Annotated in this window: 19 protein-coding genes; 10 read left to right on the top strand and 9 right to left on the bottom strand. The window is 34.8% G+C overall.

The genetic code is table 11. From position 1 onward, the window contains the following. Positions 1–143 precede the first annotated feature (143 nt). From Bccel_RS24130 to Bccel_RS24120, 3 genes are all read left to right on the top strand, one after another. A complete protein-coding gene (locus Bccel_RS24130; RefSeq protein ID WP_036935016.1) occupies positions 144–1718 on the top strand; it encodes a DUF3794 and LysM peptidoglycan-binding domain-containing protein in 1575 nt (524 codons plus the stop codon). A gap of 197 nt (positions 1719–1915) precedes the next feature. Then, the gene (gene ispE, locus Bccel_RS24125) at positions 1916–2782 is read left to right on the top strand and encodes a 4-(cytidine 5'-diphospho)-2-C-methyl-D-erythritol kinase (RefSeq protein WP_036935851.1); all 867 of its coding nucleotides are present in this window, start codon (positions 1916–1918) and stop codon (positions 2780–2782) included. 1 nt (position 2783) lies between these two features. Beyond that, positions 2784–3461: a GntR family transcriptional regulator gene (locus Bccel_RS24120; RefSeq protein WP_036935018.1), complete on the top strand. Its 678-nt coding sequence runs from the start codon at positions 2784–2786 to the stop codon at positions 3459–3461. 112 nt (positions 3462–3573) lie between these two features. On the opposite strand, the gene Bccel_RS24115 is transcribed toward Bccel_RS24120, so the two are convergent. Beyond that, the gene (locus tag Bccel_RS24115; RefSeq protein ID WP_036935020.1) at positions 3574–3780 is read right to left on the bottom strand and encodes a heavy-metal-associated domain-containing protein; all 207 of its coding nucleotides are present in this window, start codon (positions 3778–3780) and stop codon (positions 3574–3576) included. Positions 3781–3975: 195 nt separating this feature from the next. Here Bccel_RS24115 and Bccel_RS24110 point away from each other — a divergent pair, with 195 nt between their 5' ends. From Bccel_RS24110 to Bccel_RS24090, 5 genes are all read left to right on the top strand, one after another. Continuing rightward, the gene (locus Bccel_RS24110; RefSeq protein ID WP_036935023.1) at positions 3976–4452 is read left to right on the top strand and encodes a chemotaxis protein CheX; all 477 of its coding nucleotides are present in this window, start codon (positions 3976–3978) and stop codon (positions 4450–4452) included. A gap of 2 nt (positions 4453–4454) precedes the next feature. Beyond that, positions 4455–4916 carry a chemotaxis protein CheX gene (locus Bccel_RS24105; RefSeq protein ID WP_036935026.1) on the top strand — a complete coding sequence of 154 codons (462 nt, stop codon included), beginning with the start codon at positions 4455–4457 and terminating at the stop codon, positions 4914–4916. Between the two features lie 123 nt (positions 4917–5039). Next, positions 5040–6674, top strand: a complete 1635-nt coding sequence (locus tag Bccel_RS24100; protein ID WP_050753796.1) for an ATP-binding protein — start codon at positions 5040–5042, stop codon at positions 6672–6674. 232 nt (positions 6675–6906) lie between these two features. Next, a complete protein-coding gene (locus Bccel_RS24095; RefSeq protein ID WP_036935028.1) occupies positions 6907–7635 on the top strand; it encodes a PspA/IM30 family protein in 729 nt (242 codons plus the stop codon). A gap of 89 nt (positions 7636–7724) precedes the next feature. After that, positions 7725–8534, top strand: a complete 810-nt coding sequence (locus tag Bccel_RS24090; protein WP_036935031.1) for a hypothetical protein — start codon at positions 7725–7727, stop codon at positions 8532–8534. A 63-nt stretch (positions 8535–8597) separates the two neighbouring features. On the opposite strand, the gene Bccel_RS24085 is transcribed toward Bccel_RS24090, so the two are convergent. Next, positions 8598–8813: a sporulation peptidase YabG gene (locus tag Bccel_RS24085; RefSeq protein WP_036935033.1), complete on the bottom strand. Its 216-nt coding sequence runs from the start codon at positions 8811–8813 to the stop codon at positions 8598–8600. A 134-nt stretch (positions 8814–8947) separates the two neighbouring features. On the opposite strand from Bccel_RS24085, the gene Bccel_RS24080 reads away from it, so the two are divergent. Continuing rightward, positions 8948–10618 (top strand): formate--tetrahydrofolate ligase, encoded by a 1671-nt coding sequence (locus Bccel_RS24080; RefSeq protein ID WP_036935035.1) that lies wholly within the window; start codon positions 8948–8950, stop codon positions 10616–10618. Between the two features lie 114 nt (positions 10619–10732). On the opposite strand, the gene Bccel_RS24075 is transcribed toward Bccel_RS24080, so the two are convergent. From Bccel_RS24075 to Bccel_RS24045, 7 genes are all read right to left on the bottom strand, one after another. Further along, positions 10733–11725 (bottom strand): CotS family spore coat protein, encoded by a 993-nt coding sequence (locus Bccel_RS24075; RefSeq protein WP_036935037.1) that lies wholly within the window; start codon positions 11723–11725, stop codon positions 10733–10735. A 187-nt stretch (positions 11726–11912) separates the two neighbouring features. Further along, the gene (locus Bccel_RS24070) at positions 11913–13139 is read right to left on the bottom strand and encodes an ArnT family glycosyltransferase (RefSeq protein WP_050753795.1); all 1227 of its coding nucleotides are present in this window, start codon (positions 13137–13139) and stop codon (positions 11913–11915) included. Between the two features lie 157 nt (positions 13140–13296). Further along, positions 13297–13560, bottom strand: coding sequence for a hypothetical protein (locus Bccel_RS24065; protein ID WP_036935040.1), 264 nt, complete (start codon positions 13558–13560; stop codon positions 13297–13299). Between the two features lie 352 nt (positions 13561–13912). Then, positions 13913–14182 carry a pro-sigmaK processing inhibitor BofA family protein gene (locus Bccel_RS24060; RefSeq protein WP_050753794.1) on the bottom strand — a complete coding sequence of 90 codons (270 nt, stop codon included), beginning with the start codon at positions 14180–14182 and terminating at the stop codon, positions 13913–13915. 498 nt (positions 14183–14680) lie between these two features. After that, a complete protein-coding gene (locus Bccel_RS24055) occupies positions 14681–15103 on the bottom strand; it encodes a single-stranded DNA-binding protein (protein WP_036935046.1) in 423 nt (140 codons plus the stop codon). 165 nt (positions 15104–15268) lie between these two features. Further along, on the bottom strand, positions 15269–18082 hold the full coding sequence (locus tag Bccel_RS24050; protein ID WP_050753793.1) for a methyl-accepting chemotaxis protein: 2814 nt from the start codon (positions 18080–18082) through the stop codon (positions 15269–15271). A 213-nt stretch (positions 18083–18295) separates the two neighbouring features. After that, a complete protein-coding gene (locus Bccel_RS24045) occupies positions 18296–21007 on the bottom strand; it encodes a methyl-accepting chemotaxis protein (RefSeq protein WP_050753792.1) in 2712 nt (903 codons plus the stop codon). Positions 21008–21204: 197 nt separating this feature from the next. Here Bccel_RS24045 and Bccel_RS24040 point away from each other — a divergent pair, with 197 nt between their 5' ends. After that, the gene (locus Bccel_RS24040) at positions 21205–21465 is read left to right on the top strand and encodes a hypothetical protein (protein WP_036935048.1); all 261 of its coding nucleotides are present in this window, start codon (positions 21205–21207) and stop codon (positions 21463–21465) included. Position 21466 lies beyond the last annotated feature (1 nt).

Here is a 21466-nt window from a genome sequence, read left to right as displayed (position 1 = left end):
ATTATAACTTCCCGTATAATTTCGCTTTCGTGTTAACTTAACTCGTTAACACACGCTCAAAACGTGAAGTAATATTTCAATCAAGCCTTAAGTGACTTATGGTTGGCTGTTATTATATATTAAGCTTTGAGGAGGATTAAATTATGTCTCTTGATACTGTAAAGGAATCTTTTAGGGTTATTGATTCGGTTAATGAGGAATCGATACAAACCGTTGTAGAAAATGACGTGATAGTACCCGATGTAAAACCGGATATAATGAGAATTTTGTTATTAGACGGTGAAATTTCTATTACCAGCACAGATATATCAAACGACAGAATAAATATATCTGGAACTATTAAGTACAAGATACTGTACATTTCAGACGATGAGAACTCAAGCATAAAGAGCATTAATACCAATGCACCTTTTAATAGTGACATCAGCATATCTAATGCAAGAGCAGGAATGATACCTTTAGTAAAGGGAGAGATTGAGCACATCGAATATACGCTTTTAAACGGCAGAAAAGCCAATTTGAAATCGATTTTGAAGATTGATGTAAAACTCCTTAATGAGGCAGATAAAGAGGTTATATGCGATTTAAAAGGGTATGAAGACATTCAGGTTTTAAAGGAAAATGTAAACATAAATAATTATATTGGATATAATAAAGCAGATATCCTTGTTGAAGACAGTCTTGAAGTTCCGTCTGGAAAACCGGCAATTAAAGAAATTTTAAGGAATGACATAAAAATAAGCAATAAGGATTATAAGGTTTCTGAAAATAAAATAAACGTTAAAGGCGAGCTTAATATTTCAACACTTTACATTGCTGATGATGAGCTGGGAAGTTTCCAATCCATGGAGCATGAGGTTCCCTTCTCAAAGCAAATTGATATTGAAGGTGCCGGAGAAAACTCAAGCTGTGTCGTGGATTATGATATAATCGACTATAGGTTTGAAGCTGGAGAAGACAGCGATGGAGAGCTAAGATACATAAATGGGGAAGTATCTCTCGAAGTAAGCGGACGATGCTATGAGAGAAAAAGCATGTCGGTTATTTCGGATGCTTATACGCCTCAAACTATTATTGAATTTGAAAAGGAATCGTTAATGGTTGAAGATTCAGTAATGGAAAATAAAAGTCAAATTATTCTAAAGGACACTATCGCAATAAATGAGGAAAGTCCGGATATATCTGAAGTATTCAATGTTATGTGCAGCCCTATCTTAAGTGAGTTTAGAATATTGGAAGATAAGGCAGTTGTTGAAGGATTTATAAAGGTTAATATGCTTTATGTATCCAATAATACTGAAGATCCTGTATCATGTTTTCAGCAGGAAATACCGTTTAGACAGAATCTGGATATAAAAGGCATGAAGCCTGATATGAAGTGTGATGTGACAATGGATGTTGAACACTATAACTATAGTGTTGTATCTGTGAGTGAAGTGGAAATAAGGATGGCGATAGGTTTAAATATTATAGGCTTGAATAAGCAGACAGTACCGTTTATGGTATCGGCATCAGAGAATAGCATTGAAGAAAACAAGAAAAGCCGCAGACCCAGTATGACTATCTATTACACTCAGCAGGGTGATAACCTCTGGAAAATTGCAAAAAGATATTTTACAACTATAGAAGAAATTAAACGGTTTAATAATATCGGAGAGAAGGATACAATACTTCCGGGTCAACAAATAATTATTCCTCAAATGATTGTTTGCAATTAATGATATTATACAAAAAATACTTGAATAATGTATTTTTTGAAAAGCTCTTATTCAAATAGTTTATGCATAATAAAAGGGGAAAGTGCCTGAATATATTGAATCAGGCACTTTTTGTTGAAATAAGATTGTATTTTGTATATAATATTATTTGCTTGTTAAATTTTTATAAAGGAATTCGTTCCTATATTGAGGTCAAAATGGAAAGAGTTGAGTATAAAGCCAGGGCTAAAATTAATCTTTCTCTTGATGTCTTAAGAAAAAGAGAAGATGGTTATCATGACTTAAAGATGGTTATGCAGACACTTGGGCTTCATGATCTGGTTAGTATTGAGAAGACAGACAGCCAGATAAAGATTGATTGTAATAGTGCTTATATACCTGAGGGAGAAGGCAATATTGCATATAAAGCAGCCAAGCTTATAATGGATGAGTATGGCATAAAAACCGGTATAAATATAAATATAAAAAAAATGATTCCTGTTGCAGCAGGTCTGGCAGGTGGAAGTTCAGATGCCGCTGCTGTATTAAAGGGTATAAACAGCTTATATGATTTGGGTGCATCTTTGGATGACCTTGCCAGACTGGGTAAGAAAATTGGTGCGGATGTTCCGTATTGCATATTTGGAGGGACCATGCTTGCAGAGGGAATAGGGGACACTTTAACCAGGCTTTCTCCATTTGATGGTGTGGACATCATATTGGTTAAACCTAATATTGGTGTATCAACAGCCTTTGTGTATAACAATTTAAAGCTTGAAAAGGTTGTGGATAGACCTGATACAGAGCTTATTATCCAAGCTGTAGGAAATAAAAATTTGAAGGCTGTAGCAGCCAATATGAAGAATGTATTGGAAACAGTAACTGAAGTAAAATATACTATTATATCAGAGATTAAAAAAAGGCTTCTTCAAAATGGAGCTATTGGAAGCATGATGAGCGGAAGCGGACCTACTGTTTTTGGAATATTTGAGGACAAGCTAAAGGCACAGAAAGCATATGAATCCATGAAAAATAACAGGTGGGATTGTATTCTTACACAAACAATTAATGAGGAGATGCAATAATATGCAGGGCAAATTATCTAAAATAAATTTAAATAATTATAAGCCACTCAGAGATGTGATTTTTGATACATTGAGAGAAGCAATCATAACGGGTGAATTGAAGCCTGGAGAGAGGCTCATGGAGGTTCAGCTGGCAGAAAAAATGGGGGTTAGCAGAACGCCTGTAAGGGAAGCAATCAGAAAGCTTGAACTTGAAGGATGGGTACTAATGACCGCTAGAAAAGGTGCAAGTGTTTCTGGCCTTTCTATGAAGGACATAATGGATGTTTTAGAGGTAAGGGCGGCATTGGACGGTGAGGCAGCATTTTTGGCTGCTTCGAGAATAAAAGATGATGAACTTAAAGATCTTAAAACAATAGAAGCCCAGTTTGCCAAAAACGTAGAAAAGGGCAATTTCCAGGATATGATAAAAAAAGATGTAGAGTTTCATGAGGCTATTTATAGGTCATCAAGGAATGATAAACTCATGCAGCTGGTAAGCAATTTAAGAGAACAGGTCCACAGATTCAGAATTATGTATACAAAGGATTTCAGTACTCCCGGTAACCTGGTTAAGGAGCATATTGAGATATTTGAAGCTATAACTTCAAGAGATGGAGAAAAAGCACAAAAGGCTGCATATGCACACATAGAAAACCAAAAAGAAGCAATTGTTAAATCAATGAAAAACATGAGGTGATTTCTGATAACCGAAATCACCTCATTGTTAATGTTTAGGAAATTATGATGTACACATGCTGCAATCTTTTACGACATCAATCAAGGTTGCAAAATCGCAAGTGATTTTGTTATTAGAAAACTTCAAATCCCATTTGGTATATCTGGCTCTTGATATCCTGTGGCTTTATTTCATCTGGATTGTAATCTATTTTAACCATCTGTGACTTTAGATCGGTGTCAACATTTTTTATTCCTTTTAAGGTTTTTAAATCTTCAGTTATTTTACCGGTGCATGCACTACATGATAATGACGGAACATTAAAGTTTACGGTTTCCATTTATAATCTCCTTTATCGTATACAAAGAATTGTAATATTATGTTTAGTAATCTCCTTTTATTTTGCCTTTAATAATGAAAAAATATTCATTTCAAGCCATGGTACAGTTGTTATATTAACCATTAAATAAAAATACATAAAAAGACGATAATTATTATATTGTGATAATAAGTTATAATACAGGAGGCTTAACTCATGAATATAACGGAATTGACTGCACCCTTTTTAAGCAGTATCAAAAATATCTTTTACCAGATGAGTAGCGTATCAGTAAGCTATGATGGTGAGTTTTATGGAGAAAATGATGATATTGTCTCCTATGGTGTTTCTTCAATAATTACTTTTTCAGGATTATTTGTAGGGAGACTGCTTATTGATATGGAGCCTGGGCTTGCCCTTACAATTGCACAAAACATAAATGGAGATTCTTTTGCATCTGTAAAGGACGATATGGTTCTTGCCACTATTTCTGAGCTCAATAATATTATAGCTGGGGATGGAATTACCCAGTTAAACAACAGTATGAAACTGAAACTTAGATTAGCTCCACCTATAGTTTTTGCAGGTAATAACCCTGTTATATGCATCCCAAAGATTTCGTCCCAGTCGATAAACTGTACAACACAATATGGCAAGCTTAAGTTCAATATTGCCTTCGAAAGGAGTAGATAGTTATGGACATAAAATATATTAATCCGTTTTTGCAGGCATTGGTTAAAGTACTTGGAGAATTCGGGATAAGCGATGTAACTAAGAGCGGACTCAAAAAGAAAGAAAAGATGCATGTTGATATGGACATAACATCGGTTATTGGACTTATTGGAGGAGCAAGGGGAAATATTGCATATTCCTTTTCGGAGGAGACGGCTAAGAAAATTGCATCTGCAATGATGATGGGAGAGCCAGTGGAGACAATGGATGCACTTTCAAGAAGTGCCATTAGCGAATTAACAAATATGGTAACGGGAACTGCATGTGGTATTCTATCTGAGAATGGCTTGACAATTGACCTAACACCACCTTCTCTCATATTTGGAAAGGATATTTATTTCATAATAAGCTCAGTTGAAACAATTTGCTTGGAAATGAACACCGGATGCGGTAAGGTTGAGATAAATATAGGTTTGGAAATGTAGTGGTAATTTGGCTCAAAATAACGAAATAATGGTTGAGGCTGCACCATTATTTCGTTGCAGTTAACACTTTTATATGGTAGTATTAATATCAAATAAAACAACATTACAGGGGCCGATAGAATTATGTGGTATAAAGAGTTTTTGAGCAGATATAAAGCAGGAATTTCGCACGAATTCCTTTTTTATTTCAATGTCAGGGATATTGTAGATAATTATAGGAATATTGAAAGGTACCTCTATGAGGAGTTTTTGAAGCAGAGAAATTTTGGAATTATTGCCTTTTATGATATTTCAAGAGGTCTTACATTTTTTGACCCGGGAATGGAGAGGGAATTTAATAAAATTACTTCAAACGAGTTGGCAGGCCAATACAGGTTGATGCCATCCAAGCTGTTTCCCTATATAGATAAAGCTCTTAAAAATACGAAAATGGCTATTTTTATTGATCATGTAGAGAAGATAATACCTTCTGGAGATGTAGGCAGCCTTTCTTTTGAAGAGCGTTCAGCTTTGATATGGATTAGCGGCTGGTCAGTAGACTCTAAAATTTCCAGCGTGGGGTCATCGGTATTTATGATGGCAGACAATCTGGCAGATGTTAGCAAAGAGATATTCAAGTCTTCGTACAGAGTTGAGCCTATTATTGTGGAGCTGCCGGGAGAACAGGAAAGAAAGGAATATATAGAGTACCTTCTTAAAGAAGATGCGGTTAAATGTGATGTTACCATGGATGAGTTTGCCAAGCTGTCATCAGGATTAAATAAGAAATCCATTAAAGATATAAAGCTTAAGGCTGAGGCAGAAGATGTGCCGGTTAGCTTTGAGTTTATCAAGGAAAAGAAGCACTCTGTCCTTAAAAAGGAATATGGTGATGTTCTTGAGTTTATTTATCCGGAGATCGGATTTGAGGATATTGGCGGTATGGAAAAGGCCAAGAATTACCTTCTAAAAAATATTATAAATCCAATAAAGAAGGGTGACTTAAGAAGAGTTCCCATGGGGATACTTCTATGTGGTCCTTCCGGTACGGGAAAGACACTTCTCGTAAATGCATTGGCGAAGGCGAGCGGGTTTAACTGTGTTAAAATTGATATGTCCAGAATTTTAGGCCAATATGTGGGTGAGAGTGAAAAGAACTTCAAAAAGAGCCTTCTTGGTGCACAGTCACAGCAGCCAGTTATAGTATTTGTGGATGAAATTGATACGGCGTTTCGAAGAGGAGATAACGAAGAAAATGGTGTAAGCAGAAATATATTTAGTGAATTTTTGCAGTTCACCAGTAATACAAATAATAGAGGAAAAGTAATATTTATAGCTGCTACCAACAGGCCTGACCTATTGGATGCTGCACTTAAAAGGGCAGGAAGGTTTGATAAAAAGATACCAATTCTCCTTCCAGAAGATAATGAACGGGCTGAAATTTTTAAGATAATGATGATGAAGTACAAGTTTGAAACAGACATTGAGGATTTTGTTCCTTACGCAAAGAAGGCGGAGAACTATACTGGTGCTGAAATAGAGGCGGTAGTGAGAAAGGCTTATGAACTGGCAAATGAAGATGAAAAGGAAGACACCGTAATAACAAGCGATATACTGTTCGAGGCTCTCCAAAGGTGCAGACCAAGTACTCAACAGGTTGAATTTATGACACTTTTAGCTATCAAGGAATGCGATGACAAAGATCTTTTGTCTGATAAATATAAGGATATGCTGGATAATGAAGAGGTCATTGACGAAGGTATTGCATTAGGTAAGTGATGATTAAAATATTACTTACGCTTTTGAGCGGGTGTTGACGAGTTAAGTCAATACATGAGCGAAATTTATAGCGGAAGTTATATTTGAAGTATCACTAAGTGATGATTAATAAAAATTTTTTTCAAAATTATCAAACAAAACGCTATAAATATCGTATCTTAATTAGGGTTTACAATCGCTGTAATTTGTTATAAATTAATATTATATAAGAATTTTAAGGAGGCAATAAAATATGGGATTGTTCAGTAGGCTTGGGGCTATGGTTAGAGGTTTTTTCGGAATGTTTGTAGGAAACATGGAAGAAAGAAATCCGGAGTTACTATTTGAAGATATAAAGAACCAGGTGGATAAGGCAAGGAAAGAAGCAGAACAACAGATAATTGAAATTCAGACAAATGCAGAACTTATAAAAATAGAAATGAAAAATTCAGAGAAAAATCTTAATGCTGTTAAAGCAAGGGTAGAAGCAGCTCAAAGGCAAGGGGATATGGACATTTTAGTTGAACTCCTGGTACAGGAAGAAGAGCTTCAGACTACCTATGAAACACATAAGGCTACCTATGATAATGCGATGGTTGAAGTAGCACGTATTAGGGAAGATTTCAAGATATTCGAATCAGAAATGTCTGTGAAGCTTAATGAGCTCAAGACATTGAAGTCACAGGCAAAAATGGCTACTTTAAGAGAAAATATAAACTCAGTTAATGCAAAGTACTCTTCAAGAAATACTAGGGTAGGAAGCATTAATGACAGCATGGATAGAGCAAGGGAAATCGTTAATAAGAAGACTGCAAGAGCCAATGCAGTAGAATCCTTAAATTCTGACAATACAGAAATGAAGATAAAGAGATTGGATATGAACTCTGCCAGAGAAAGGGCAAAAGCCAGAGCAGAAGCCATGCTTGCAGGGGATCAGGGATTTGAAGTCAAGGAAAAGAATGAAAACAAAACATCCAATTAATGCGTATATGTTGAATTGCAGGATTGTATTTTGCAAACAATATGTTTGAAGTTTATTTTCCGGGATAGGAGTATAAGCATAAAATTATTATGAAACGTAAGCTATTTACCAAGGCATTGTTTAATTTTAGGAATATAAGTATCCCTGTACTTTTAGCATTTGCTACATTTGCTGGATATGGGGAATTTAATCATTTGACGGGTATTGGAGAGAATATTGCTATACCTGCCGGATTAGGTGCCTCTGCAGTCATTTACATAGCGTTGGTGCTGCAGAGTCTAAACAGTAAAACATTCTTTGATAAGGTAAGTGCACAGGAGAAAAAAAGACTCCTTAGAGAATTAAACGAGAAATGTGTCCAGTTGGCATACGAAGCAAAAAGGCATTTAAACTCTGCCTATTATGCAAGACTTAAAAAGGTAATGGATCAGAGAACTGACATTCTCAATTCATATAAGAATGGAGAAAAAAGTTATCTTAAGGGCAAAATTGTTGAGCAGACATTAAACCTTTTACTTACCTATTTAAAACTTTTGATAAATTTTGCTATAAGAAGCAAAGAGCTTTCAAATGTTAATATATCAGATATAGTTAACAGGGTTAATGCCAATAACCGAAAGCTTACATTCAATGCAAATACAAGTGTTGCAGAAGATATAAAACGAGCCATCGAAATGGATCAAAAAATGATTGATAAAATAAAAAACGAAAGGCTTGAGCTGGAAAAAATAAGTGCCAAGCTTGACTATATGGAGAGCATGGTTGCTATGTACAGGCAGCAGATAATATCCAGCTTGGAGTCTGAAGAGATGCTCGAGAGAATTGAAACCGTCATAAACGAGGCAGATGCTCTTGATACCGTACTTGAAGAGAGAAATAAGAGACGGTATAATGCATAAGATATATAGATAAATGAAAAAGTCTATAAGTAAAAGCAGGGGCCATAATGGCCCTTTTAAAATTTAAGTATTGACAGCAATATGGAAATTATCAACATCGCTTGTTTTTTTATGAATTACAAGGTCATCTTCCTGTGAGTCTGCTTGAATTCTGTAATGGATGCCGTTAAGTATAAAAATTTCTTTGCCGTCAACTATAATACTATCTGATACTCTAAATAATATATCACATCCATAAGACTTTCGCAGAACTAAATCACCAATCTTTACATTTGCCATAAAAATCACTTAACATAAAATAGATTTACAATATTATAATATGGTTTTATTGTTTATATTGTGAAAATATATTGAAATGATTAAATTTAAAAAGGTATAATTATATAACAGAATTATAAACGGAGGTAAGGTATATGTTGACTGACATAGAAATAGCACAGCAATGTTCCATGCTGCCTATAACAAAGATTGCTGAAGAAATAGGGTTAACAGCTGAAGAAATTGAGCTGTATGGTAAATATAAAGCCAAGCTTACTGAAGATGTTTGGGAAAGACTTAAAGATAAAAAAGATGGAAAGCTTGTGCTGGTAACCGCTATTAATCCTACTCCGGCAGGTGAAGGAAAGACCACCACTACAGTTGGCCTTGGACAAGCTATGAAAAAAATAGGAAAGAAAGCTATAATTGCACTGAGGGAACCATCTCTTGGACCAGTTATGGGGGTTAAAGGCGGAGCAGCAGGAGGAGGCTATGCACAGGTAGTTCCGATGGAAGATATAAATCTTCATTTTACAGGAGACATGCATGCTATTACAACTGCAAATAACCTTTTATCTGCTGCAATAGACAATCATATCCATCAGGGAAATTCACTTGGAATAGATTTAAGACAAATAGTATGGAAAAGAGCTCTGGATATGAATGACAGGGCACTTAGGGAAGTTGTTGTAGGACTTGGGGGTAAGGTAAATGGTTTTCCAAGAGAGGATGGTTTTGTAATAACCGTTGCCTCGGAAATTATGGCTATATTGTGCCTTTCTTCTGACCTGATGGATCTTAAGGAACGCCTTGGTAGAATTATAATTGGCTATAATTACAGCGGACAGCCTGTAACCGCAAAAGACCTTAATGTAGACGGAGCAATGACCCTTCTTTTAAAGGATGCTATAAAGCCCAACCTGGTACAGACGCTGGAAAACACACCTTGCCTTATGCATGGGGGACCATTTGCAAATATTGCACATGGATGCAACAGCATAATGGCAACAAAGCTGGCATTGAAGCTTGGAGATTATGTTATAACTGAGGCAGGATTTGGTGCTGATTTAGGTGCAGAAAAATTTCTTGATATAAAGTGCAGATATGCAGGGTTAAAACCTGATGCCATTGTTCTGGTTGCTACTATAAGGGCGTTGAAGTATAACGGAGGTTTAAAGAAGGACCAGCTTAAGGAAGAAGATCTGGAAGCACTCGAAAAAGGGTTTGTAAACGTGGAAAAGCATGTTGAAAACCTAAGGAAGTTTAATGTGCCTGTCATGGTTACTATTAACCATTTTGATACTGATTCGGATAAAGAAGTTGAGTATGTAAGAAATCAATGTCTCAAGCTGAATGTTGAAGTTGCCTTCTCGCAGGTGTTTTCAAAAGGTGGGGAAGGTGGCCGGGAATTAGCAGAAAAGCTTGTTAAGCTAATAGACAGCACCACATCTGATTTTAAACCTATATACGATGAAAAGCTTCCGATAAAGGAAAAAATAGATGTAATTACAAGAGAGATATACGGAGGTAAGGGAGTAGTTTATACACAAGCTGCAGAAAAATCAATTAAAAAGATAGAGGAAATGGGGCTTGACAGGCTTCCAATATGTATGGCGAAAACACAGTATTCATTATCGGATAACCCTGCCCTTTTAGGCAGACCTCAGGGATTTGACATAACAGTCAGAGAGGTAAGGATATCTGCAGGAGCCGGGTTTATTGTTGCAATTACCGGGGAAATAATGACCATGCCAGGCCTTCCGAAGGTACCTGCTGCTGAGAGAATAGATATAGATGATAGTGGTAAAATAGTTGGGTTGTTTTAATTCTATTTAAGTCATTAATTTTTTGGATTAAGGAATAATACAAAAAAAGGCCTGCATAATTTATCTGCAAGCCTTTTTTATATAAAAGGGTAAGGTATGAGTATATGAAAAAAGTTAATAGAAAGTATCAAATTTATCTATAAATTTTTTATGATATTCCATTTCATCAATTACTTCCTGTAGCTTTGACAGATAGCTTTTTTCCGACCAACTGCGTTTGCTGTTATAATATTTATTAGCTACTCTCCAGAATTTTTGAGGAAACTGCAAAATTATCTTTAAAACCTCAAATTCGGATTTATCTAAATCATTAACTGAACAGTACTTGTCAAGTATTATTCTTGCTTCATTATGATTCCATTTACATTTTCGCATCTTTCTTCTTAAAAAGTTGGCTAGATCGTATATGCAGAGTTCAAAACAGCAGTAATCAAAGTTTATAGCATATGTCTTGCTTTCGCTGCAAATTATATTGTGGTATGTAAAATCATGATGGCACAGAGAACCCTCTTTTCTGGCCTTATCAACAAGCTCATTATACTTGGATGACTGAATTTGGGCTAAACCGCTTTGACCCAAGTTGTAAAAAAAGTCGAAATGCTTAAGGTACAAATAATCAAATTTACTGCCTTCCTTTTTTGCAATATTTCTGAGCCGCTTAATATCCTCCAGACGTTTTGTAAAATAAACCGGAAGCTTTCCAAGTTCATCTCTTGGAGTGCAATCAGAGGGCTTAACAAAACCCTTTGAAGTTTTATGCATTGAAGCTAAAAGTAAAGAAGCATTAACCACATCCCTGGAATCATCGAAGTTACATTCCCTACCGTCAAATAAGTCGGTTATAGTGTATATATTATTGTCAAAAATAAAGTATGGCAGGTTATCATTAGTGCAAATATATCTGTCAAGATTTGTAAAGTTGTTTCTGTACAGGTATTCTTTTGCAGCATGGATGAAAATAATCCTTTCCGGGGGTAATTTTGTTTTCCTTATAATCTTTTTGCCTTTAGATGTATTTAATATATGAGCATCTCTTAAAGGTGCTATATTTTTAACTGTAAGGTTGTATTTAGAAGCTATTTCCTTTTCTATCTCAGTATCCAGCATTTTGTTTACAGCCTCCTTGGAAAAGATTATCGTTGATTGTTTAATTTACAGGGTGTTTTTTAGGACTATCATCTAAAGTATATGCATGGGGATATGGATGTAGAATGGTTATTTTTAAAATTTCCAATCAGCGAAAAAAATGATTCAATATATTACGAGGAATGAATAAAACACAGAGTCCTAATAATTAAATGGTATGTATTTTGGTTTTGGGCGTTTTAGAAAATAATCCTGAAAAAAGATAAGCTGAATAAAATGATAATATAGTAATTAGGGGAAATGCATACCTGTCAAATGTCATATAATAGCAATGTGCTATGTTAAAATAAATAATTAATGCTGCTGGTAAAAAATGATAACGAAAATTTTTAAACAGACAATAAATCAGAACTGGTATACCTAAAAGAAGGATGTAGTGCATGCCGAGAACTATAGTACTGCCAATACCAAAAAAGTGTTTCCAATAAAAGGCACTATACCAAAGATAAATTGTTTTCTTTATAGTATACCAGTTTAAATACCCCCAGAAATCTTTTTTAAACTCAGTTTTCATTCGTGTTTTTGCCACGCTAACTTCTATCTTATTTGTTTCAAATGCATTGTTCCCAAGTTTATAATAAACGGTGTTTTCCGGGGTTTGCTTGTAATCGACATATGTCCCTTGAAGCATTGGGTTTCCGCTCGCAGCGGACAATGGTATAAATTCTCCGTACTCCTTATAATTCCTTACCCACCAAGGAGTCATTATAAGAACAAAAACTAATGAAAAAGCTGCAAATGGACCTATAAGGTCCTTAAACTTTAAGTTTCTCAAGAGGCAATAAATTAGAAGAAGAGCAGGAAAGAGTGCTGCTGTTGGCCTGCACAAGGCAGCCATTGTAAATAATAGACCCAGACCTGCGAATTTTAGTTTGCCGGGTGCTTCAACAAAGACAACTGAGAGGTAGATCATGGTTATTAGAAGAAACGTGAATAGTGTTTCTGTTAGAAAATAACCTGAGGTAACAATGTTGGGGATATAAAAAGCGTAAAAAATTGCTGCTATAAAAGCTGCTTTTTCATTAAAAAGCTTTTTTGCAGTAAGAAAAACTATAAGTATTGAAGCACAGCTAATGATCGCCTGAACAACTCTTACGGCCTGCAACCCTATAAGCCCATAGCCGAATACCTTGAATAACACAGCTAGAAAAAATGGATAAATAGGCATAACAAATACAGTCGGCTCATTATAGTTGTGAAATGTAAAAATTCCTGATTTCAATAAAGCTACGGCACTTTTTATGTAATTTAAATCATCGCTTGATAAAGTTAAACGATTTTTATATATAAATATCAGAAATAGTTTTAATATAAAAGATATACAGATGATTAGCATCAACCATAAACTTTGCTTTGATGATAATTTAGCCTTCATATACAATTCCCCTTAAATAAGGAATGATTAAAATAATACTTCCGATTTCCATGTGAGTTAAAGAGTCAAGCTAATACATGAACAAAAATTATAGTGGAAGTTACATTTTGATCATTACTAATATATTATAAGGGTTTGTTAAATTTAATAAAAATATTCAGGCCATATTCAATTTGTTTTTTACAATGTAATTATGGATATACGTATCATTATAAAAAACATGTTCAAGTCTTAAATCAAGCTCATTATCAACAAGAGCAGATTTATTTGTGTCCTCCAGGATGTTTTTAATAAATTTAAGCTTTAAATCAGAGAGGGAAAAATAGATGCTAGCTGGGATTTTTCCATTAAAAACTTGTTCCTGGCATATTTCCAGGAAAAAAACTGCTTCTCTTAAAATTGTAATGCTTAAGTTATTCATATTGATCATCCTTTTTTACATTTTTATGTTAAAGAAAAACTTTTTAAATTTAAGTCATGATCAAAAAATAACTTCCGCTATAAATTTCGCTCATGTGTTGACTTAACTCGTTAACATATGCGTAAAAAAGCGAAATTAATTTTTCGTTCATGCCTAAGCTGCGATTAATTTTGATTTGACTATGAATAGGTCTGCCTTTAACATTTTTATCATTTGAGTGAGTAGTTATAAATCATTTAGTCATTCCTTAATTCATAGACTATGTTAATATACATTTGATGCTATGTCAATATATGGTAATGTTAAACATGTATAATCTTATAAACCAAAATTAACAAATTTATCAAAAGAATTAAAAATAAAGTACCTTCAAAGCCACTAGGAGAAGCATTCCGGGTATACCAAGAAATCCTACGAGAGCTGCAGAAAAAATATTTAAAGGTATGGAAAAACCAAAAGTCCGTCCTATATAATTGACAACGATGAGCAATATTGCCCCTAATATACAATTGTATACCAGCTTCAAAAGTATCTTTAACGGAACCAAAAACAGTCTTCCTATGAAGAACAAAAATATAATACCTACCATATAAGCTAAAATTATTTCGTAGCTTAATTCCAAAGGAGGCACCTCCTGCATCCAAAACGGATGTTGTCCACTGGTACAATTCTATTCTGAAAATAAAAGAAATATGCAATATATATTTAAAGTGTATTGGAAAATGGACAAGAGTATTTCCTGAATGAATAGGTATGTAAAAAAATAGTACAGTCAACACCTCAAAGTGTGGAGGACAAATTAATAATTTTAAGCTTTTAGATACTTCTTATATGATAAACTGTATAAAATCATAGTTTATCATTACCTGGATGTTGACTGTGTATAAATTGCACTGATATATTGGCAGTTGTAACAGATGCAATTTATTAAATTAAAGAAAAATGCCTGGCAAAATTAAATCAATAATTATTGCTAAGCATATTTATTAAAATCAAATAATCTAATGAATTTGTCTTTGCAAATGTAAGATTAATAATGATTTTAATAGTGCAAAGTTTGTCGGGTCAGTGCATACTGCTATATCGAAAGTTAAACGATTATTGCAAATTTAAAAAGTCTCTAAAATGGTAAATCAAAATCCTCTGACACTGAATAGAAGTTATTATCATTACTCAGCTGCCCTGAAGGATTATCATAAACTGTGGCTGCAAGTGTATTTGAATCTTTTTTGCTGTCTGCAAAAAATACTTCATCTGCTACTACTTCAGTGATGTAATGCCTTTTTCCGTCAGCATCATCCCAGCTCCTCGTCTGCAACCTTCCAATTAAGGCAACTTGTTGGCCTTTCTTGAAATAATTATTGCAAAACTCTGCTGTCTTTTCCCAGCATACAATGGGGAAAAAATCAGCTTGCTGCTCTTCACCTTGTCTTGCAAACCTTCTGTTTACTGCAAGTTTGAAGTTACAAACGGATTTGTTTGATGGAGTGAATCTCATCTCCGGGTCATTTGTTAATCTGCCTAAAAGCACTACTTTGTTCATAAAACCAACCTACTTTCGTAAATATTACATTTTTATTATACCAAACACATGTTCGGATGTCAAATAAATTGTTTTAATTTATAAAAAATAGTACTCTTTAAGCAATAATGCATAAAAAGTACTATTTTTAACGGTAATTTAGCGGCTTAATATAAAATTTTTATTTTAATATTTGCCGAATTCATTATCGCTTAATACAATTTTTGATCTGGTACCGGAATCCCGTGATTTGTCTTTAGATTGATTCTTTATATCGCCCTTTGATGTTTTTTTAGGGGGTGATATATGATTCTGAATTTCAAATGTATCAGAGTATAAATAATCAATGTCATTATTACGGCTACTCATCTTATCCAGTTTGAATTTTCCTACCATCTCTTTAAGCAAATCAGCTTGGCTGGATAATTCCTCGCTTGCTGCTGCACTTTCCTCCGAGGTAGCAGAATTGACCTGGGTAACCTGAGATACTTGTGTTATACCCTGATTTATCTGTGTGATGCCCGTTGCCTGTTCATTTGAAGCTGTAGCTATTTGACCAATCAGTTCAGTGGCTTTGGTCACACCATCTACTATATTATTCAATGCACTTGCTGTATCATTTGCAATTTTTGAGCCATCCTCAACTTTTTTAATAGTACCTTCAATAAGAACTGTTGTTTCCTTTGCTGCATTTGCAGACCTTCCAGCCAAATTTCTTACCTCTTCTGCTACCACGGCAAACCCTTTTCCGTGCTGACCTGCTCTTGCGGCTTCTACAGCAGCATTAAGTGCAAGTATGTTTGTTTGAAATGCAATTTCATCAATAACTTTAATAATCTTTGAAATATTGCTTGATGCCTCATTTATACCATTCATAGATTGAACCATTTCTCGCATTTGAGCATTTCCCAGAATTGCATTTTCTTTAACTGCCAATGCCAGATCATTTGCTTGATTTGCACTTACTGCATTTTGTTTTGTCTGGGTTGAAATTTCTTCCATTGAGGCGGATAACTCTTCAATAGCACTGGCCTGTTCAGTAGAGCCTTGGGACAATGCCTGTGCAGAATCGGATACTTGTTTTGAGCCAGAAGCTACTTGTTTTGCTGCGTCATTTATTTCATTGAGAACATTGTTTAATGTAGACTGAACATAATTTATTGCACTTACAAGCTCATTAAAGGAACCTTTGTAGTCCCCCGGAATATTATTAGTGTAGTCATTCTGAGCCATCTTTCCAAGAACCTTAAGTGCAGCATTAAGGGGAATTGCTATAGCATTCATGGTATTGTTAATTCCTGAAATTATTGTTTTATAGCCGCCTTCAAATTTTGATATATCACCGCGAATTTCAAGATTGCCTTCTGAAGCGGCATTTGTAATCCTTTCAACTTCATTCATAAGATCTTGTATAGTCTTCATCATTTCTGTGAATGAAGGTATAAGTTTATCATTATCAGAACGCTTACCGATTTTTGTGAATTCATCCAGCCTACTTATGTCTCCTTTAGATACGCGAATAGCAATATCCTGTACGCTTAATAGACGGCTTTTTACCAGATTTATTTTGTCGGAAAACTCTTTAAGCATTCCTTGATACTTGCCAGTCATTTCAATGGTATAATCATTTACAGCCATACTACCAAGAACTATGGATGCTTCATTTATCGGATCAATAACAGCATCCAGTGTATTATTTATACCTTTAACAATCTCGGCATATCCTCCTTGGAGTTTGCTGGCATCGCCCCTAACAGACAATTCACCTTTAGTTGCTGCCGAAGAAAGTATACTTGTTTCGTGAATGAGATCTTTTAAAGTATGTACAACTCGCTTCATACTTGCTGCAAGTATATCTTTATCCGATCTCTGGTTTATTACTATATCTAGATTTCCCTCAGCAATTTTATGTGCATTATCAGACTGCTCCCTTGTGTTATTTACTATATTGGAGAAAGAGGCCATAAGAGTTCCGATTTCGTCATTACTATCAGATTTTATGTTTATATCGGTATCACCTACAGCTAACCTGTTGGATATGTTTACAAGTTCTCGAATGGGTTTGGTAACAAGGAGCCTTGAAATAAATATACTTCCAGCAATACCAAGCAGTATAAAAAAGATGGTAATAACTATTACTTTTGTTCTTAGATCGTATAGACCAGAATAAAACTCATCTCTTGGAACTGTCAAACCGATTGACCATTCTGAGTTTGGTATAGGTGCAAAGGCCATGAGTTTGTTAATGCCTCCGTAAAAGTATTCACCAAATCCCTTTTCACCAGTTACCATTTTTCTTTCAAGTTCAACGAGTGGTTGTAAACCCGGATCATTTTTTACATTATCAAAGTCATTATCCCGGTTTATAACAAGCTCATTTTTGACATGTGCTACTTTAATTCCCTGCTTGTTAATAGCAAATGAGTAGCCCGCATTTCCAATTTTAATTCTGTCAATTATTTGACTAAATACTGAGTTTTCATGGGTTGCTACAAGTATCCCAAGTATCTTGCCATCCATATCTTTTATAGGTGAAGCTATCACAATAACCATTTTATTATCAATTTTACTGAGTGACGGATCTGTAATGTTTGTTATACCCTGCAAAGCCTGTTTTATATAATTCATGCTAGATAGATCGGGAGTACTTCCGTCTGTGAATGTGCCTTTTCCGGTTAGGTCGGTTATACCCATCCTAATACATCCCAATCTTTTTACTGCTTCAATAAGTATGTTTTTTTGGATTGCCCAGTTCATAGATTGAATTTCAGTATTATATGTAATGCTTTCAACATCTTTTAACAAAGACTTAACTTCAGATGCAACAATTTCTGCACCATCTAAAGCTCTACTCTTAAGATTGCTTTCCAAAGCTTCGTGCAAGCTTTTAGAAGAACTGGAATAGGATAAAAGTCCAATAGTAATAGAAGCAATGAGAATAATAAATGTTACCGCCATGGTGATTTTTGCACCAATTTTCATATTTTTAATAAATATCATAGAATGAACCTCCTATTATTTGTGAAATTATTATTGGTTAAATATTCATATATATTTATCGTAAGAATAATCATTAAACTAAATAGCAACTACTAACAAAGGCGATGACGCATATTACCATGATTATGAATACTGTTAAATGGCTTGCAATAATCATTTTACATTTCTTAATATAGATTAGTTTGGCGATTAGTTTGGCTTTTTATTTAATCTTTAATTTTTTTCTGAAATATTATCCTTAATTTCAAGTGTTTCAGTGCTCGGATAATCTATGTGGCTATTACGGCTGCTCATCTTATTCAGTTTGAATTTTCCTACCATCTCTTTAAGCAAATCAGCTTGGCTGGATAATTCCTCGCTAGCTGCTGCACTTTCCTCCGAGGTAGCAGAATTGACCTGGGTAACCTGAGATACTTGTGTTATGCCCATATTAATCTGAGTTATGCCCGTTGCCTGTTCATTTGAAGCTTTAGCAATTTGACCAACCAACTCAGCGGCCTTGGATACACCTTCCACTATATCATTCAATGCATCAGCTGTGTCATTTGCGATTTTGGTACCATTCTCAACTTTTTTAATAGTTCCTTCAATAAGGACAGTTGTTTCCTTTGCTGCGTTTGCAGATCTTCCGGCCAAATTTCTTACCTCTTCTGCTACCACGGCAAACCCTTTTCCGTGCTGCCCTGCTCTTGCAGCTTCTACAGCAGCATTAAGTGCAAGTATGTTTGTTTGAAATGCAATTTCATCAATAACTTTAATAATCTTTGAGATATTGCTTGATGCCTCATTGATGTCGTCCATAGCTTGAACCATTTCTTTCATTTGAGTATTTCCTTGAATAGCATTTCCTTTTACATCCAACGCCAGTTCATTTGCTTGATTAGCACTTGCAGCATTTTCCTTTGTCTGGGCTGAGATTTCTTCTAAAGAAGCAGTAAGCTCCTCAATAGAGCTGGCTTGCTCTGTAGAGCCTTGTGACAATGTTTGTGCAGAATCAGATACTTGTCTTGAACCTGATGCTACTTGTTTTGCTGCATCATTTATTTCATTCAGAACATGGTTTAAAGTTAACTGCACATAATTTATTGCACTTACAAGCTCTTTAAAGGAACCTTTGTAGTTCCCTGAAATGTCATTAGTGTAGTCGTTCTGAGCCATCTTGGCTAGTACCGTAAGAGCTGAATTAAGTGGATCTGAAATAGCATTAAGGGTATTGTTAACCCCTCCAATTATAGTTTTATAGCCGCCTTCAAATTTTGATATATCACCGCGAATTTCAAGATTACCTTCTGAAGCGGCATTTGTAATCCTTTCAACTTCATTCATAAGATCTTGTATAGTCTTCATCATTTCTGTGAATGAAGGTATAAGTTTATCATTATCAGAACGCTTACCGATTTTTGTGAATTCATCCAGCCTGCTAATGTCTCCTTTAGATACGCGAACAGCAATATCCTGTACGCTTAAAAGGCGGCTTTTTACCAAATTTATTTTGTCGGAAAACTCTTTAAGCATTCCCTGATACTTACCAGTCATTTCTACAGAATAATCATTTACAACCATATTACCAAGAATTGTGGATGCTTCATTTATTGGTTCAATAACAGCATCTAATGTATTATTTATGCCATTAACAATTTCAGCGTATCCTCCCTGAAGCTTGCTAATATCGCCTCTGACAGATAATTCTCCTTGAGAGGCTGCTTTAGAAAGTATACTTGTTTCATTTATGAGGTCCTTTAAAGTATGAACAACCTGTTTCATACTAGCCGCAAGAATATCTTTCTCAGATCTCTCGTTAATTACTATATCAAGATTTCCCTCAGCAATTCTACGTGCATTGTTAGATTGTTCTCTTGTGTTGTTAATTATATTGGAGAAAGAAGCCATAAGGGTCCCGATTTCGTCATTACTAACAGAATCTATGCTTATTTCGGTATCCCCCACTGATAATCTATCGGATATATTAATAAGCTTTCTAATAGGTTTAGTGACAATAAGCCATGAAATAAGCATACTTGCAGCGATACCAAGCAGTATGAAAATGATGGTAATAACTATAACTTTTGTTCTTAGATCATATAGACCAGCATAAAACTCATCTTCTGGAACTGTCAAACCAATTGAACATTCTGAATTTGGTATGGGTGCATAAGCTAAAAGTTTATGAACACCGCCGTAAGAGTATTCGCCAAACCCTTTTTCACCGTTTACCATTTTTCTTTCAATTTCGGCAAGAGGTTCTAGGTTCTTATCATTCTTTGCATTCTCGAAGATATTATCTTGTTTAACAACTAGCTCATTCTTAGGATGTGCTATTGTAGTCCCCTTCTTGTTAATAGCAAACGAGTAGCCTGCATTTCCTACTTTTATCCTACTTATTATTTTACTAAATACTGAGTTTTCATGTGTTGCAACAAGTACACCAACAATTTCGCCGTTCATATCCTTTATAGGTACAGAAATTATAATCACCATCTTGTTATCAATTTGGCTTATTATAGGATCAGTAATGATAGTTGAGCCCTGAAAGGCTTTCTTTATATAATCGGCGTTAGATAGATCAGGAGTACTTCCATCTGTGAAATTACTCTTACCGGTTAGATCGGTTACTCCCATTCTGAGGAAGCCTTTTCTTTTTGCAGTATCCATAAGTATACTTTTTTGTTCTGCCCAGTTCATAGATTGTATTTCAGGATCATATATAACCCCATCAACATCCCTTACCATAGCTTTAACTTCAGAAGCAACAATTTCCGCACCGTCTAAAGCCCTGCTCTTAAGATTAGATTCCAAAGCTTCATATATGCTTTTAGAGGAACTGGAATAGGATACAATACCAATAATAATAAAAGCAAATAGCATAATAGATGTAACAGCCAGAGTTATTTTTGTACCAATTTTCATATTTCTAATAAATGACATAGGTCGTGCCTCCTTATTTGAGAAATACTTACAAGCTAAATAATCATAAATTTATATCGTATTAATAATGGTAAAACTAAACAATAATTGTGTTTCTACGGTGTGGCAGGATATTGAATTTATGGATGTTGGGTTTTTCCTTATTACCCAATCAAAACATATACAAGAAAATCATTTAATATCGGGAGGTGCTTATCGTGTTGAATCACGATGCATACAATAGAGACAGAGTACATAAAGTAAACATACTGGTAACTATCGCAATAGTAGCATTATTTAGTGCACAGTCTGTTTTTACAAAGGACTCTGACAGAGCATTGGTTAATATTTTTGAAGGCTTGGGAATAGTTTTACTCGCTGTAATAAACTATTTCTTACCTATCAGCAGATATATTAAAGGTCTTTTTTTCAGTTTAATTCCCGGTATAGTTATAATTGCTTTGTTTATACTTGTTTAAT

Origin of the sequence: Pseudobacteroides cellulosolvens ATCC 35603 = DSM 2933 (assembly GCF_001262605.1) — a bacterium.
In the GTDB taxonomy this organism is placed as follows: domain Bacteria; phylum Bacillota; class Clostridia; order Acetivibrionales; family DSM-2933; genus Pseudobacteroides; species Pseudobacteroides cellulosolvens.
The sequence above is the reverse complement of the archived record's forward strand: the minus strand, read 5'-3'. Positions and strand labels throughout refer to the sequence as shown.